At 56.5% G+C, this 14398-nt stretch carries 26 protein-coding genes and 1 pseudogene; 10 read left to right on the top strand and 17 right to left on the bottom strand.

Annotated features, from left to right (window positions below; genetic code table 11):
* Nucleotides 1-174: 174 nt before the first annotated feature.
* A complete protein-coding gene (locus tag HPY58_09925) occupies nucleotides 175-480 on the top strand; it encodes a hypothetical protein (GenBank protein ID NPV29949.1) in 306 nt (101 codons plus the stop codon).
* Entirely contained in the window at nucleotides 465-701 is a 237-nt protein-coding gene (locus tag HPY58_09920; GenBank protein ID NPV29948.1) for a DUF2283 domain-containing protein, read from the top strand. The genes HPY58_09925 and HPY58_09920 overlap by 16 nt, the downstream gene beginning before the upstream one ends.
* 130 nt (nucleotides 702-831) lie before the next feature.
* Here the strand turns inward: HPY58_09920 and HPY58_09915 are convergent, their stop codons facing one another.
* From HPY58_09915 to HPY58_09900, 4 genes are all read right to left on the bottom strand, one after another.
* The gene (locus tag HPY58_09915; protein NPV29947.1) at nucleotides 832-1089 is read right to left on the bottom strand and encodes a DUF5615 family PIN-like protein; all 258 of its coding nucleotides are present in this window, start codon (nucleotides 1087-1089) and stop codon (nucleotides 832-834) included.
* Nucleotides 1086-1319, bottom strand: coding sequence for a DUF433 domain-containing protein (locus HPY58_09910; protein NPV29946.1), 234 nt, complete (start codon nucleotides 1317-1319; stop codon nucleotides 1086-1088). The genes HPY58_09915 and HPY58_09910 overlap by 4 nt, the downstream gene beginning before the upstream one ends.
* 141 nt (nucleotides 1320-1460) lie before the next feature.
* Nucleotides 1461-1862: a PIN domain-containing protein gene (locus tag HPY58_09905; GenBank protein NPV29945.1), complete on the bottom strand. Its 402-nt coding sequence runs from the start codon at nucleotides 1860-1862 to the stop codon at nucleotides 1461-1463.
* Nucleotides 1863-2144 (bottom strand): hypothetical protein, encoded by a 282-nt coding sequence (locus HPY58_09900; GenBank protein NPV29944.1) that lies wholly within the window; start codon nucleotides 2142-2144, stop codon nucleotides 1863-1865.
* Nucleotides 2145-2459: 315 nt separating this feature from the next.
* On the opposite strand from HPY58_09900, the gene HPY58_09895 reads away from it, so the two are divergent.
* Both HPY58_09895 and HPY58_09890 read left to right on the top strand, forming a co-directional pair.
* Nucleotides 2460-2765, top strand: coding sequence for a hypothetical protein (locus HPY58_09895; GenBank protein NPV29943.1), 306 nt, complete (start codon nucleotides 2460-2462; stop codon nucleotides 2763-2765).
* A complete protein-coding gene (locus tag HPY58_09890; protein ID NPV29942.1) occupies nucleotides 2722-3183 on the top strand; it encodes a PIN domain-containing protein in 462 nt (153 codons plus the stop codon). The genes HPY58_09895 and HPY58_09890 overlap by 44 nt, the downstream gene beginning before the upstream one ends.
* Before the next feature lie 200 nt (nucleotides 3184-3383).
* On the opposite strand, the gene HPY58_09885 is transcribed toward HPY58_09890, so the two are convergent.
* The 3 genes from HPY58_09885 to HPY58_09875 form a co-directional block, all read right to left on the bottom strand.
* The gene (locus HPY58_09885; protein NPV29941.1) at nucleotides 3384-3803 is read right to left on the bottom strand and encodes a type II toxin-antitoxin system VapC family toxin; all 420 of its coding nucleotides are present in this window, start codon (nucleotides 3801-3803) and stop codon (nucleotides 3384-3386) included.
* A complete protein-coding gene (locus HPY58_09880; GenBank protein ID NPV29940.1) occupies nucleotides 3751-4029 on the bottom strand; it encodes an AbrB/MazE/SpoVT family DNA-binding domain-containing protein in 279 nt (92 codons plus the stop codon). Before HPY58_09880 ends, HPY58_09885 begins: the two co-directional genes overlap by 53 nt.
* A 638-nt stretch (nucleotides 4030-4667) precedes the next feature.
* The gene (locus tag HPY58_09875; GenBank protein ID NPV29939.1) at nucleotides 4668-4853 is read right to left on the bottom strand and encodes a hypothetical protein; all 186 of its coding nucleotides are present in this window, start codon (nucleotides 4851-4853) and stop codon (nucleotides 4668-4670) included.
* On the opposite strand from HPY58_09875, the gene HPY58_09870 reads away from it, so the two are divergent.
* The gene (locus HPY58_09870; GenBank protein ID NPV29938.1) at nucleotides 4846-5067 is read left to right on the top strand and encodes a DUF1657 domain-containing protein; all 222 of its coding nucleotides are present in this window, start codon (nucleotides 4846-4848) and stop codon (nucleotides 5065-5067) included. The two genes, HPY58_09875 and HPY58_09870, sit on opposite strands and share 8 nt — an antisense overlap.
* Before the next feature lie 50 nt (nucleotides 5068-5117).
* Here the strand turns inward: HPY58_09870 and HPY58_09865 are convergent.
* From HPY58_09865 to HPY58_09830, 8 genes and pseudogenes are all read right to left on the bottom strand, one after another.
* Nucleotides 5118-5366: pseudogene (locus HPY58_09865) on the bottom strand (transposase).
* Between the two features lie 341 nt (nucleotides 5367-5707).
* A complete protein-coding gene (locus HPY58_09860; protein NPV29937.1) occupies nucleotides 5708-6112 on the bottom strand; it encodes a HEPN domain-containing protein in 405 nt (134 codons plus the stop codon).
* 51 nt (nucleotides 6113-6163) lie between these two features.
* Nucleotides 6164-6499, bottom strand: coding sequence for a nucleotidyltransferase domain-containing protein (locus HPY58_09855; GenBank protein NPV29936.1), 336 nt, complete (start codon nucleotides 6497-6499; stop codon nucleotides 6164-6166).
* Between the two features lie 14 nt (nucleotides 6500-6513).
* Complete coding sequence (locus tag HPY58_09850; protein NPV29935.1) at nucleotides 6514-6780, bottom strand: nucleotidyltransferase domain-containing protein; 267 nt, start codon at nucleotides 6778-6780, stop codon at nucleotides 6514-6516.
* Between the two features lie 306 nt (nucleotides 6781-7086).
* Nucleotides 7087-7473: a nucleotidyltransferase domain-containing protein gene (locus tag HPY58_09845; protein ID NPV29934.1), complete on the bottom strand. Its 387-nt coding sequence runs from the start codon at nucleotides 7471-7473 to the stop codon at nucleotides 7087-7089.
* Nucleotides 7415-7879, bottom strand: coding sequence for a HEPN domain-containing protein (locus HPY58_09840; protein ID NPV29933.1), 465 nt, complete (start codon nucleotides 7877-7879; stop codon nucleotides 7415-7417). The genes HPY58_09845 and HPY58_09840 overlap by 59 nt, the downstream gene beginning before the upstream one ends.
* A 184-nt stretch (nucleotides 7880-8063) precedes the next feature.
* The gene (locus HPY58_09835; GenBank protein ID NPV29932.1) at nucleotides 8064-8228 is read right to left on the bottom strand and encodes a HEPN domain-containing protein; all 165 of its coding nucleotides are present in this window, start codon (nucleotides 8226-8228) and stop codon (nucleotides 8064-8066) included.
* Complete coding sequence (locus tag HPY58_09830) at nucleotides 8225-8761, bottom strand: nucleotidyltransferase domain-containing protein (protein ID NPV29931.1); 537 nt, start codon at nucleotides 8759-8761, stop codon at nucleotides 8225-8227. Before HPY58_09830 ends, HPY58_09835 begins: the two co-directional genes overlap by 4 nt.
* A gap of 580 nt (nucleotides 8762-9341) precedes the next feature.
* Here HPY58_09830 and HPY58_09825 point away from each other — a divergent pair.
* The 5 genes from HPY58_09825 (at nucleotide 9342) to HPY58_09805 (ending at nucleotide 11500) form a co-directional block, all read left to right on the top strand.
* Nucleotides 9342-9566, top strand: a complete 225-nt coding sequence (locus HPY58_09825) for a DUF1659 domain-containing protein (protein NPV29930.1) — start codon at nucleotides 9342-9344, stop codon at nucleotides 9564-9566.
* A gap of 66 nt (nucleotides 9567-9632) precedes the next feature.
* Nucleotides 9633-9854, top strand: a complete 222-nt coding sequence (locus tag HPY58_09820) for a DUF2922 domain-containing protein (protein ID NPV29929.1) — start codon at nucleotides 9633-9635, stop codon at nucleotides 9852-9854.
* A gap of 156 nt (nucleotides 9855-10010) precedes the next feature.
* Entirely contained in the window at nucleotides 10011-10241 is a 231-nt protein-coding gene (locus HPY58_09815; GenBank protein NPV29928.1) for a YvrJ family protein, read from the top strand.
* Nucleotides 10242-10278: 37 nt separating this feature from the next.
* A complete protein-coding gene (locus HPY58_09810) occupies nucleotides 10279-10800 on the top strand; it encodes an N-acetylmuramoyl-L-alanine amidase (GenBank protein ID NPV29927.1) in 522 nt (173 codons plus the stop codon).
* Complete coding sequence (locus HPY58_09805; protein ID NPV29926.1) at nucleotides 10790-11500, top strand: hypothetical protein; 711 nt, start codon at nucleotides 10790-10792, stop codon at nucleotides 11498-11500. The genes HPY58_09810 and HPY58_09805 overlap by 11 nt, the downstream gene beginning before the upstream one ends.
* On the opposite strand, the gene HPY58_09800 is transcribed toward HPY58_09805, so the two are convergent.
* Nucleotides 11385-13370, bottom strand: coding sequence for a polysaccharide biosynthesis protein (locus HPY58_09800; protein NPV29925.1), 1986 nt, complete (start codon nucleotides 13368-13370; stop codon nucleotides 11385-11387). The two genes, HPY58_09805 and HPY58_09800, sit on opposite strands and share 116 nt — an antisense overlap.
* 115 nt (nucleotides 13371-13485) lie before the next feature.
* A complete protein-coding gene (locus tag HPY58_09795) occupies nucleotides 13486-14334 on the bottom strand; it encodes a hypothetical protein (GenBank protein ID NPV29924.1) in 849 nt (282 codons plus the stop codon).
* Nucleotides 14335-14398 lie beyond the last annotated feature (64 nt).

Here is a 14398-nt window from a genome sequence, read left to right as displayed (position 1 = left end):
GCATTGGGGCTGCAACGCAGGACGACATCCCCGGGTACAACCAGAAGCGTTCGGGGAAATGCCTAAACGGAAGGGAACTTTTGTTCTGATTTTATCATAATATTGCTGACCTGCCAGATTTCTGATAGACTAGTGTCATAGAAGGAGAGCTGGAGAATAGTGACCGAGCAGAGGATGGGAACACATGCTGTTTCCGGTATCTGGATTAGACTGTCAGAGGAACGGTGGCAGCATATAGTCGAGGAGCATCCGGAACTCGAAGAATTGCGCCGGGAGGTGCTTCTCACCGTCAGGAGACCCCTTAAAGTTTTGTCAGGGAGCCGCGGTGAGTTGTTGGCCATCCGGGAAATAACGGCCGGGAAGTTCCTGGTAGTGGTGTATAAGGAAACAGGCCCTGGTGACGGATTCATCATAACAGCATTCCTAACCCGGAAGGTTAGGCAACTGGAAAAGAGGGTGATTGTATGGCCGAAGCAATGAGCTATATTAAGCTTGCCGAAACGGTATCGCAAGCGGTCGTAAGATCCGGCCTTCCCCTCCTGCGGGCATCCTACGACCCGGTAGGAGACGTTCTGTATGTGCACTTCACCGAGCAGCCGGTTGCTGCTGACGACAGCGAATTCGTTGCGGACGACATCGTGGTGCGCTACCGGGGAAACGAAGTCGTTGGTGTGACCATTTTGAACGCGAGCAAGCGGTAACTGGGAAAGGCATCTGCAGGCGATATGTGCCTGCTGTTTTTTATTTTACTGGCAAACAAGGGCAAACAAGGGGACGGTTCTCTTGTTTGCGATTTGCGAAAAGGAAAAGCAGGCAAAGACCAAACTTACCTCATGCCCTATCCCCCTGGAACTGCGGGGGCCGCCGGGGGAAATCGCGAGCGTAAAAGTTCAACTTTCCAGCAAGCCGCTGCTTTTCAGAACAGCATAAGCCTCCGCGACTTCTTCTTTCTTGAGATGGGGCCTGACCCCCTGATTGATCGGCGATCCCTTCTCTTGGCGTACCCCGGTGATCAAATACTTCATGACCAAGTTCTCGCAGAGCACGGACTGTCTTTGCAGGGATATTTTCATCTACATAAATCCTCATGGCTTATTCATAGCCTCAAACGGGATAATTTGTTCTTCCGCAAGTAAAGCAGCATATTCAAGGCATGCCAAAATATCTTCCCTTTTAAGGGAAGGGTACTCCTCTAACAATTCCTCAATGGTATCTCCGTTTGCCAGCATACTAATAATCTGGTGCACAGGAATACGTGTTCCTTTGATGCAAGCCTGCCCGTGGCAGACAGCAGGGTCAATGGAAATACGCTCAATCATTTACAAGCACCTCCTGGGCATATTATATCTCAGAAAAAGCAGGTGTTCTACCATCGTAATGAAAACGTAAATAAGGCTTTGGCAATTTTTGCTATGTCGTCTAGCATATCTTCTTCCTTCAGTCTTCCTTGCATCAGTCTGTCACCATTCAATAATCGCAAGCTCAGAAAAGGGGTAGTGAGAAACATTCCTCGTCACCAGGGCCAGTTTCCGGGAGATTGCCAGGGCAGCATTGGTGACATCGGAAAGAGCCAGGGTATAGCCCCGCGCAAGCCACTCCCGGCGCAGCCTTCCGGCAAAGACAGCCTCCTCATAAGCAGGAGCAAGGTAAAAGTATTGCTCCTGGAGCATTTTCTGCACTTCTTCCTGTCTGTCTTCCGGGACCCCGGTCAAGAATTCCGCAACCGCCACACTGGAAATGTAGAGGTCGGCGTCATTGATGCTGAGCAAGAGCTTTTCCGCCCGCTGGCGCAAAACGTGGCGCCTGCTCCGGTTCAAATCGATCAAGAAATCGGTGTCGAGCAGAAAGCCGCGGGAAGCCACTCAATCAGCCCTCTCATCCCAAGCTCGCAGCCGGTTCACAAAGGCTAAGGCATCCAGGTCGTCAGGGATAAAACCCCCCGCCTCTTCGAGGTGTGCAAGGCGCGCCCGCCGCTTTAATTCCTTTTCAACGGCGGCTGCGATGAACCTGGAGCGGTTGCCCCTCCCCACAAGGGCGTCGATCCGGCAGACAACCTCGGAGGGCAGTCTCACCGCCGTAATTTGAGAGGCCTGCTTTTTTGGTTTTTTTAAGCTGGTATTGCTCTTGTTTGAACCTTCACCCATTCCCGGCACCTCCTTTGTACTACTGCAAGTATTACTACAAGTATAACATTTGCCGGCCCGGGATACAAGATGCCGATTCCTCCGGCTTGGGCAACAAGAGGCAGGCAAGGGATGCAAATATGGTATCTTTACACAAACACAGGGACGGTCCTCTTGTTTGCGAAAAGCAGGCAAAGACCAAACTTACCTCGCGCTCCATCCCCCTGAAGTTGTGGGGGGCGCTTGGGGAAATCCTGGTTACAAGGTGCTGATCCAGGATGTGGCGCGCAGGTGTGCTTGCTTGTGGTTTGACAACATCATAAACGATAATTTACAATGTATATAACAATTTCTAAATGGAGGAGGGATGCTGTGAGCGGTAGCCGGGAGCGGGCTCAACGCATGGTGAGGAAACAGACATACATCTTCCCGGAGCAGGATGAAGAGCTGAAGAAGCTGGCAAAGATCAAAATGGTAACGGAGGCTGAGATCATCCGGGAAGCTCTGGATAATTTCATAAGCCAGGAGAAAAAAAGGCTTCAGGAAAACCCCCTGCTGGAGATTGTCGGCATAAGCGACGAAACAGAGGGGCCGCAGGATGGGTCGGTTAACCATGACAGATATTTATATGGCAGGCCATAAGGTGTTTGTAGATACCGGTGCCTGGATTGCGTTAGCGCTCAGGCATGATGCCAACCATGAAACGGCCAAAACAGTTTTCAAAGCAATGGTTGCCGGCAGGGTTGTGCAGGTTACCAGCAACCTTGTTATATCTGAAACTTATACATTTATTCGTTATAATGTTAATTATCGCACGGCACTGCGGTTTTTGGAGAGCATAAAAGAAGCCGAAAACACGAGTTTTTTGCAGGTGGTTTATTCAACACCGGAGATTGAAAGAGAAGCGCTTCGTCTAATAAAAAAATACAGTGATCAAGCCATTTCGTATGTGGATGCCGTGAGCTTTGTGATTTTAGAGCAGCAAACTGATATTAAGGATGTATTCACATTTGACAGCCATTTTTTCTTAACTTCAAAGAACATCCTCCGTGTATATTGAAAGAGCAACAAAGGGCAACAAGGGAACGGTCCTGTTCTCCTGTTGCGTCAGACTGCACAGAAAAAACAAGGGGTCGGTTCTCTTGTTTGCTCTTGTTTGCTCTTGTTTGCAAAAAGCAGGCAAAAACCAAACTTACCTCGCACTCCATCCCCCCTGGAGCTGCGGGGGCCGCTGAGATAAAGGTAAATCAATTGAGGGGTTTAGCGTTGTTTGGGTTTTTCCGGGAGCCAGTGAACCGGCGCGACCCCCTCTGCCTTTTTAAACTCGGGGTCCCCCGTGACCACAGTTCCCCCGCTGCGCCGGGCCAGGGCGAGCGCGAAGCAATCGGCGTAGGAAACGGCGTGTTTTACCTTGATCTCCGCCGCCGCGAGGGCAAGGCCCCGGTCGGCGTCTACAACCGTAACCGGAAGGGCGTCCAGCGCAGCCAGAAGTTTGCGCCTGCCTTTCGCCCCGGCCTTCTGCTGGGTGATGTAGGCGACCTCCCCAAGGTTGACGGCAGACAGGATCAGGGATGCCTTTCCTGCAGCGGCTTCCCGGAGCAGTCCCTCCACCTGGGCTGCCCCTTCTTCATCCTGGAAGTACGCCAGCACCGCGTAGCTGTCCAGCACGTAGCTCTTCACGGGCAGCCTCCTCCTTCCTGGCCTCCAGCAGCTCTTCCACCAGGGGAAAGCCCTTGAGCATCCCCCTGAAAGCAGCAATCGGGTCCTCGGGGAGAGGTGTAATCACCAGGCCCTCCTCCCCTTCCACGAGGAGGACCTTGCTTCCCGGGCGGATCTTGAGCTTTGCGCGGAGTTCCTTCGGTATGACCACCCACCCTTTTTGTGATACGGTAGCAATATAAGGCATACCTTTGAGCCCCCCTGGATAACTTCTCACTCACCAGTATAACCCTGCCGGGGCACGGTCGTCAAGCGCAGCTAACTGCAAAGGCGATCACCGACATCCTTTCACGGGTACAATTAAGTGAGGAAAGTCCCGAGGAATGCTTTCCCGAAGCAGGGGCAGAAAACAGTTGGCGGCGCAGCAGGAGAGGCAGCAGCGGCGGCAGGTGCCGCCCTCAAGCTGCCGGCAGAGGGCACGGAAGGTTCTGGTGTGGGTCGAATCCAGAATTTTGAGGGAACTCCCATTCGGATTCTGTTGAGCTTTTTGAAGTCCCTCCTCCCTGGGACAGTGGTTCGTGAAGCTGAAGCAACAAGCGAGTGGTGTAACCTTTAAGCAGCGCCAGGACTCGTAGGAGGCTGGTGATGGTGGAAGTTCCAATTTTCTAAGACTCTTTGTCCGGGGATGCCATTCTCCTGTTTTCCGAAACTGCGATTTTTCCTGATCCAAAAAATTTACGTGGATTTAGTGATGTGGTATCTTTGAGAAAAGTGGATTTCTTCTTAAGAGGGAGAATCCCCAAGAACTTTACCCTGAAGGACCGCAGGCGCCGGAAACTGAGGACCAAAAGGGGAAGATGCTAAAGTGCTCAATAAACCTTATTACTAACACGGGCTGCTAGTTTTTATTGGTGCCATTCCATTTCTGCCATCATAAAAATTAATTAAAGGCCGTTTCATTTCAGGGTGCGAAATTGGGATATAACTTTCCTTACCATAAATTTTTTTCCCAAAAGCGCGCAAAATAGTAATAAAATCAACATGTTCAAAGGAGGAAATCGTGATGACCATCGGTGTCAAAATGAACCAGCTACTGGCACAACTGGAAACCGTCACCGCCGAACTGAAGTCCTTTGCTTTGGATACCCAGGACAAGAATGCCCAGAAGATGTTTTCCGATTACGCCTCCCAACTGGAGAGGATCAGGGACGGCATCAAGGGCCGGATCAACTACATCGAACAGCAGGAGCCTCAGTACAAGGTTTTTGACAAACAGAACCAGTAGTAAGATTGACTTCCTCCCCAGGGCAAAAGCCCGGGGATTCCCGAGGCGGCTCACGCCGCCAGGGGAGCGCCGCTTTTGGCGGCGGATTTGCGGCGGCTTTCCCACCGGTGACAGTTCCACCGGAGTACTCGCGGCCGCTGGGGCGTGGCCCCCACCCCGTGCCTCTTCGAGGGGCCCGAAAGCAGTATGTTGAGCGCCGCGTTGGCATCGGCGTGCCAGACGCGGTTGCACTTTTCGCAAACTATCTTGTGCCGGACGGGACGCCTGACGGGGGAGCCGCAGACGGCGCATTTCGACGAATTTCGCAGGAAGGCACAGGCTCTCCTTTGAAGAAAGCCTGCCTGCACCTGAACTGAAAAGGGCTGTTAATCCACAAGGGTCTGTTGCCAAACTCATGCCAAATCGGACCAGGATCAGGCAACATTGCGCGGGATAAAAGTATGCATGATCTGCAAAGCAAGTTGCCTCCCTAGAAGGGATAAAAAATGTGCCATAATTTTAGCACAATAGGAAGGCAACATCTCTCTTGAGAAGAAATTTATTTTGACAAGAACCTCTTGGTTCTGGAGGGTTTTATGGGGAAAGTCATACTAAACCACGATACCTCTAAATTTTCTGCTGCCGCTGCAGACGAAAAGCATCACAAATAACCCTTCTCTTTCAGGTATCTCCTGACGGCGTCCCCGACTTCTACCGCCTCTCCCCTTAATTCAAGATAATCATCCTCTGAAAACAAAAAAGCCGGGTTGTAATCCGCTTCCTCCCTGTATTTCATCAGCCTCGAAAAGACGCGAGAGCTCCTTGCATCAAGGATTCCCGGCTTGACAAAACGTATTCCTATCAACCTCGACATCCCTTCACGGGTTTTCGGCTCCAATTCTTCCGTTAAAAGCAGCGCCCTGAAGTGATAAAAAAGATAATAATACAAACGGGAAACGGCATCGTTGTAAAAGCCGCCCGCGCTCAAATAGTCCGCAGCATCGAGGAGATTATTTGCCCGGTTGATTTCCTCCCTGATATTTTCCCGCTTGTTCTCATCGGTCACAGAACTCACCCCGCCGGTCCTTAAAAATGGCTCTAAAAGAACCATAAAAGACTATAAAAGAGGCACCCCTTCTCTTTCGATATCCAGGGCTATTCTTCTCTCCCGCCGCTTCAAAAACTCGAACTGCTCCTCGGAAAGAACCAGTGTTGAAAGAGAAACATCGCGCTCAAGCTCGATATCGGCAGCCTTATCGAATACGGCGTTTTTTAAATCCCTCGTCAGCCCTCGTACGATCACCGCGATGTCAATATCAGAACCGGCGCCGTAATCCCCCCTCGCCTTGGAGCCGAAGAGATAAAGCCCTACCAGCCGGTCCCCCAGCATATCCTGAAGCGCCTCTTTTAACTCGGCAACCGCCTCTTTTTCACCGGCAGTCAGATATTCCACAACGATCCCGCCCATCACACAAACTCTTCCCCGGTATAGACTATAATATCGGCATCCACACGGGGCATGAGCTTCCGGTAGACCCAGCCGCTCCTTTCAACAAACGGCAGGTCGCTCTCCATCACAACCAGAAGATCGATGTCCGTGAAAAGGTCCAGGCGGCCGCGCGCCAGCGAGCCAAAAAGCACGATCTTTTTCGCCCCCAGCCTGCAGAGTTCCTCCGTCAGACGAGCGACCTCCGAGCGCAGCAGAGCTGCGTGCCTTCCCCTTTTCTTCCTCAAGCCTCGATGCGTCCACCAGAAACCACCTGCCCTGACAAAACATTCCTCAACTTCTCATCAATAGTTTATCACAAATTCCACCGCTCAAAACCACGACTCCCGTTCGAACCTCCTCACGGGGTTGACTGCCGGGGGATGATGGTGCTGATTCAGGACGCGCGGCCATTCAGCGGCTCTTCGAGACGGCGGGATCGCGGCGCCGGTGTCCACATGCGGCGGGAAGCACCTCAACGGGAGAGACGAACGGAGGAAACGCCGAGCAGCGGTTCCATCCGGGCAAGCCGAAATTTGGGGAGCCGAAGGATTTTAATTTTTCCAATCGTCGGGAGAACACCGCTCGCCGCCGGCCGACGGCAGGAGCACGATGCCGTCCCTGGTCATCGCCTGCACCGTCTTTTCCATCTCCGCGTACTCCGGCTCCGCATAGACATGAGGCTCCAGCCGGGGCAGGTCCAACACTTTCCTTGCAAGGGTGTAGGCTTCCTCCCGCTCCTCTCCCCGGTAGACGATCAGGAGGTCGATATCGCTTCCGGCCGTATAGTTTCCCCTGGCATACGAGCCAAAAAGGACCGCCCGCACCAGTGGGAGCTTTTCGTTGAGCTCCTTCAGCCGCTCAGAGAGAAGGCGAATCACCTCAGCCCTGGTCAGTTCGGGATAGAAGACTTTTACAGAACTTGATGATCTTCTCTGCATGGTTAATCAGCCTCCGTGCCTCTTCTCGAGTATAGCGCTCGCGGGGGGAGCCGGAAGGATGGGCGTTGGGGTAGCGGGCAGGGATGTAGGCCTTGTCGAGCTCGTAAGCCCCATTGAGCAAGTCCTCCGAAACCGGCTGCCTCTTTGCAAGCTCTTTAAGGAGGTCCGCCACGGAGTGCCCCCAGGCCTCGGCTCCCATCTTTTGAAAAACAGCCTTCACCGCCTTCTCGGCCGCCTGCTGGGAAGAGAAACAGGCCCACTCATAGAAACCATGCTCTAAATCACTTTGAGCGTGCCGGAGATCCCCTTCGGCCTGATCCATCCAGTCACGACTTCTCTCCACGGCTGACCTCCTCTTCCTTCCCGGTGCCTTATTTCTCTGGCCCTCTGAGGCCCTCTGATTCATTATAACGGCAGATTTTTACAAAAGCAAGGGTGACTTTCTTAAAGGAAGCAAACGACCTGTTTTTCACAACAGGTTTCGGCAGGCAGCGCAGGTCTTTTTCCGCAGCTGGCTTAAGGTAAACGCAGGCGCTGTTTAGCTTCCGTCATTTCTCATCATCAAAACATGTACCGGATCTTTTACCAGGTCATGCGCCAATCCCCCGCAGCACTGCTTTCAGCAAAAGCTCTACCATCTCCTGGGCTTCCCGCACCACGTCAGAATAAGCCCCGCGCTCCTTATAAAAAAGCAGCGCCTGGAAGCGCACTTCTGCCTTCTTCAGGTAAGCCGCAGCAAGTGCATCCTTTCTCACAGCTCAACCCCCCCGGAGAAGCCAAACTTTGTTATGTCCCATTCCCAAGTGTTTCCCTCCCGCTCCTTCTTCGCCCCCGCCTGCTCCAAAAACTTCCTTGTCGAGCTGATAATCCGCGCAAGCAGACCCCTAGGGTCGTAAAGAATCAAGTGGTGATCCACAAGGTCGAAGTAAATTGACTGAAGCTTCAGAGCCTCCTCCAGCGTCAGGATGTAAGGAGAAAGTTCGCAAAAGATGCCTTCCTGCTCGTACATCTCCTGGGCAAGGGCCTCGTGCTTCATTTCTACGTGCTCCACAAACTCCTCAAGGCGACAGCTAAGCCCAGGTGCCTTCTCGAGAATAATGAGGAGGTCGAGGTCGGAGTTCAGACGGTTCTCCTGGCGGGCGTAAGAGCCGAAAATTGCAAGGCCAAGCAAGTTCTCGCGGTAAAACTGCTTGATTTCGCGGAGCACGGCCGCAAGGTAACGCCTGTGGCGCTCTGAAAAAGTTTTTAAAACCCTGGAGGTCCTCCCCTTAGCGTTGGGATGCTTCACTAAAACCCCCCTTTGACCAGTTTTTCTCGAGAGCCAGAAAACGAGGCGGCGCTTTCCAGCAGCGCGAAACCCGGATCCCCGGCGGCCGCGGGGCTCCCCGCGGCTTTGGGCAGGGGCGAGGGCGACGCAGCCGGCAGAAGAAACGGCTGCCCTGCCTTAATCTCCGCTACCGCATGCCCCGGGACCGCCCCAGGGCCATTATAACCTTTCATGAATAATTTTACCACCACTCTTTTTGACCGCCCCCGGGCAACCCGGCTGGACGGCCGATGAGCGGATGAGCGGCTGAAGGCAAACAAGAGAACCGTCCCCTTGTTTGACCTGCAAGTGGTATTCCGGAAATTCCGGGCTCTCTTTCGCTCTTTGCGGCCTCCCGCTGACGCGGCCGGGAAGTGCGCCCCTGTGCGCCGTCCGCAGACAGCCCAAGTGAGAGGCCCGCTTCCCCGGTCCGTCCTTCCACCCTTCGCATCTCTCAAATTCCCCCCGCCGGAGGCTTCGCATTTGCGTGATGCGGATTTTGCCGCACCCGCGAACCCCCCTTTAAAATAGGGGCGAGCAATCGGGAAGGGAGGTGAAGAGAATGGCTGTGAACGCAATGCCCGTGCAGTCCACCCTCCAGCTGGTGGTGCAGACGGGGATCGACGCCAACGGAGACCCGGTGCTCCGCACCCGCTCCTACCGGAACGTGAAGACCGAGGCCCAGGACGCGGACGTTTACGAGGTCGGGCAGGTGCTGGCCGGACTCCAGATCCACCCGCTCAACGCCATCCAGCGGCTGAATGAAGTGGACCTCGTGGCCGTCTAAGCCGCCTCCCCGGCACTCCTGAGTGCCGGGTGCTGCAAATACTTTTCATGAGGGAGGTGAAACAGGGTGCTCACCAGGAGGCTTGAGCTGATCTTCCAGACCGCCGGAGGAGGGAGGCTCCGGATCGCCGTGCCCGATCCCCGCGAGAACCTCACCCCCGCCGAGGTAGAGGCGGCGATGAACACCATCATCGCCAGGAACGTCTTCACATCAAGGACGGGGAGCGCGACGGCGATTCTCGGGGCCCGGATCGTCAGCAGGGACACGACAGACCTGATTACTGCTTAATTCGGCTGAAGGCCTGGACAGCCCGCCTGCCGGGGCAAGGCTCAAGATCCTGAAAACGGCAGGCGGGCACCCCTTCAAGGGGGCCGGGAGAATACGGAAAAGCCTAGCACTCAGCACCCAAGGATTGAGTGCCGGACAGGAAGGGAGGGAGTAAAAATGGAGGAGATCCTGGTGCAATTCGGCAATTACGGCTTCCCGATGGTGATTGCGGTCTACCTGCTGGTGCGGCTGGAAAAAAAGCTGGAGGCCTTAACCGGCGCCATCGGCCGCCTCGAGCAGGTGCTTGCAGTCGCCCTGCACCTCCCGGGCGCCGAGGTGAGCGCACCGGGCGAAGAGGTCCTGACGGCCCGCCGGGCTTATCATACTCCATCCGGCCCGGCGCTGTGAGCACCGGAGAAAACAGGGAGAAACGAAGGTGAAAGGCATGAAAAACAGGCGCTGGACGCACATCATCATCCACCATACGGGGGCTGAGGAGAAGGACGCTCAAGCCGTGCGGGCCTACCATAAGAGCCTGGGCTGGCGGGACGTGGGCTACCATTACCTGATCGAGCGGGACGGCAGGGTGGTACCCGGGCGGGATCTTTCGCTTCCCGGCGCCCACTGCCGGGCGGGGAGAATGAACTTCAGGGGAATCGGGGTCGCCTGCATCGGGAACTTCGAAAACCACCCCCCGCTCCCGCCCCAGGTGGAAGCCCTCGCGGCTCTCCTCAGGAGGCTCCTGAAGGAACACGGGATCCCGCCCGGCAACGTACTGGGGCACAGGGAGGTCCCGGGGGCCGCAACCCTCTGCCCGGGCCGCTTTTTCAAGGAGGAGCAGATCCGCGCCCTGCTTGCATCGCGCCCAGAGGGCACCCGGCGCCAGATAAGCCCTGACCGGGGCAGCTTGACACAGAACAAATGTTCGGATAAAATAGCCCGGGAGGTGAGAAACCATGAACGCTGATCTCTTAAAAATCTGGCCGGAACTCCTGTGCCTTGTTCCGGTTTACGCCCGAGACGGGACGAACGGGACGGAAATCCGCCTGGAAAATCAGGAGCCCGTCTTCAGCCCCTTGAGGACGAAGACCCTGGTCCGCCGGCTTGCCCGCCATTTCACCCTCGATCTGCAGGCAGCCTACAGAAAGTACGCAGAGGTGAGCGGGCGGCGCTACGCCCTCCCCCTCCCCCTGCGCCCCGACTTCGTCCTGATCCCGGTGCGCGCCCGCCGCGCCCGGGTGAAGGACGACGGAACGCGGGCCTATGTGGTGAAGGGGAAAATCACCGAGATCATCCCGGGAGGCAAATCCGGCCTGACGCGGCTCATTTTTGTGGACGGGACGCACCTGGACGTGCCCCAGAGGCCGGCCAGCCTGCGGAACCTGCTCGCCCAGGCCAGGCTCATCGAGAGGGAGGCGGCCTCCCTCTTCACCGGCAGGCCCTCCCTCCACAGGCTCTTTACCGACAGGCCCGGGGAAAATCCCCTTCTCAGCAGGGCCTTCGAAAGGGTGGCAGAGCGGAGCCCGGCTCCCGCTCCGAAGCCTGGCGTTTTCATGATACCACGTGCTCCGGTGCCGCATCTTCCGGAGTCCGGCGCCAGGCGGGAAAGAGCCACCCCAGTAGGGCAAGCGCCTCTTCAGGGGACTTCAGACCGAAGCCAAGCCTGAGGTGGTCGATCAGGGCCGCGGCCACCCCGGAGTCGAAGCCGCACTGCCGGGCGATGAAAATCCTGCTGTTTCTGGTGGCCGTCCTCTCCTCTTGAGGGGTAAACAGCTCCTCTTTCAATTTCTCGCCGGGGCGGATTCCCGTAAACCTGATCTCGATGTCCCGGCCGGGAACCAGACCGGAGAGGCGGATGAGATCACGGGCGAGGTCCACGATCTTCACCGGCTCTCCCATGTCCAGCACGAAGATCTCCCCGCCCTCGGCGAGCGCCCCGGCCTGGATGATCAGCTGCACCGCCTCCGGAATCGTCATGAAGTAGCGCACCATCTCCGGATGGGTCACCGTTACGGGGCCGCCCCGCGCGATCTGGCGCTTGAAAATCGGGATCACGCTCCCCCGGCTCCCCAGGACGTTGCCGAACCGGACCGCCGCGAAGCGGGTTGGGAGGTTTTCCTTTCTGCCTTTTTCATTGAGGTACTGGATCAGCATCTCCGCGGCGCGTTTCGTGGCGCCCATGACACTAAGCGGCCGGACCGCCTTGTCTGTGGAAACGAGGATGAAGATCTTGCTCTGGAAGCGCAAGGCGGCCGCGGCGACGATATAGGTGCCCAGGATGTTGTTGGAAACAGCCTGCTCCGGGCAGCGCTCCATCATCGGGACGTGCTTGTGGGCAGCGGCGTGGAAAACCACCTGCGGCCTGTACCTCTCAAAAATCTGCTCCACCCTGGCCCCGTCCCGGACGTCTGCCAGTTCCGCGCAGATGTGTCCGGGATGGCGCTCCCGGAGTTCCTGCTCGATTTCGAAGAGGTTGTTTTCGCTGCAGTCCAGCAGCACGAGGGAAGCGGGCCGAAAGCGGGCGATCTGACGGCACAGCTCGGACCCGATCGAGCCGCCCGCCCCCGTCACCAGCACCACCTGCCCCGCAAGATAGGAGGCGATTTCCTCCAGATCGAGTTGCACCGGCTCCCGCCCCAGCAGGTCTTCCACCTGGACCTCCCGGATCTGGCTCACCGACACCCTGCCGTTGATCAGCTCGTAGATCCCCGGAACGGTTTTCAACCGGGCTCTTGTGGTTTTGCCGATCTCCACCAGTTCCCGCACGACCCGGCCGGGGACCGAGGGCATGGCGATGATGATCTCGTCCACCTGGAGTTCCTCGACAAGCCGGGGAATGTCGTAGCGGTCCCCCAGAATCGGAACGTCCAGCAGGTAAAGCCCTTTTTTGCGCGGGTCGTCGTCCACGAATCCGACAGGTTCATAGCCGAGTGCCGGGTGGTTGCGCAGCTCCCGCACGACCATTGCTCCGGCGTCCCCGGCTCCAGCAATCAGAACCCGCTGCCGGCGGGGTCCGGGGTTGCCTGGGCGGTCGTTTTCCTGAAACGGCCCCCGGGGGCAAAGCCTGAAAAACCTCTTCAACTGCTTTCCCCAACCATTATCCGGCAAAAAGGCCAGGCTCCCATTCAGCTCCACTTCCCGCAGCGAACGGGAGCTTAATCGGGAGGCGCCGACAAAGGCCATGTTGAGGAGCCAGGCGAGGGGGTAAATGCTCCGCGGGAGGGGAGATGCCGCCCCCGAGGGGTAAACGAGGATATAGGCAACCGCAACCACAAGGAGGCTCGCAATGGTCACAGCCTGTAAAATGGCATATATTTCGCGGACACCGGCGTAACGCCACATCTTCCGGTAAAGCCCGGAAAAATAAAAAACTGCGATGGTGAGGATAGTGGCCGCGGGAGCGAGGGTAAAATAAGCCGCCAGATACTCGGCGGGGACTGCGGCGTCGAAACGGAGGGCCAGCGCTCCCAGATAGGCGACGTTGACGAACAATGCATCAAGGACAAAAAACAGCAAAGTTGCTGCTCTCCGCGCCATTTCTCTCAGACACATCTCCCAGTTTAACTCTTCAGGTATAAGCCCCGACTTTGATAAAAGCTTCGACAAAAGAAAAGAAACTCCTGCAAGAATTTCCTCTAAATAACAGATGCCTTTAAGTTGTTCGCAGGGGGTTGCTGCGGAAGTATTCGAGGGCAAAGGCGGCGAAGACGCCAACCATCAAGCCGAGGAGGGCGGCTACGGCGATGTTCAGCATTTTGCGGGGGCGCACCGGGTCCGCCGGAATCCGGGGCGCTTCGATCACCTGCATTCCCTCGATGCCGCTGAGCTCCTGCCGGCGGGCGGCCTGCTGCTGGAGCAGGCTCTGGCGCTGCTCCTCAAAGCGCGACAGGGCGTCGAGGAGCCGGGCCTGCTGGAGGTCGGCGGCCATTCCCGTCCCGGCCGCCAGGCGCTTGAGGGCGGCCTGAGTCTCTTTAATGTTTTGTTCTGCTTCTGCCAGGTCCGCCTTGATGCGGTCCAGTTCTCCCACAATCAGGCCCCGGTGGCGGTCAATCTGCGCCCTGCTCCCGCGCTGGAAAATTTCGATCATTTTTTTCAAGACCGCCTGCCCCTCGGCGGGGTCCTCCGTTTCGACGGTGAGCCGGAGCAGGTTGGTCTCTTTTAAAGGTTCCACCTTAATCGACTCTTTGAAAGACCGGAACTGAGAGGGCGGGACGTCGAGCCTCAGGTCCTCCACCACTTCGTGAAGGAGGTCGTCGCTCAGGAGCACCTCCTTCGCAAAGGCAGGATCGGTGTAAAGGGGGTGAATGGGGTTCGCGCCTGCAGGGGAGAGGTAACCCAGCGAAATCGTTGCCCCGACTTCGTAAACCGGGGCCAGCACAAAAAAGGAAAGAACGGCGCTGGTAGCCACGGCTGCCAGCAAAATTCCCAGGATCAAACCGCGGCAGCGCCAGAGAACGAGGAGGTAGTCCCTCAGGTCGATCTCTTCTTCATAAGCAGGCACATGTCCCCAAGCCGGCGCATGGGCGCGCGAAGCTGCTCGATTTTCTGGAGTCTCCAACTGGCAA

It is taken from the genome of Bacillota bacterium (genome assembly GCA_013177945.1).
Classification (GTDB): Bacteria; Bacillota; DSM-12270; order Thermacetogeniales; family Thermacetogeniaceae; genus Ch130.
The sequence above is the reverse complement of the archived record's forward strand: the minus strand, read 5'-3'. Positions and strand labels throughout refer to the sequence as shown.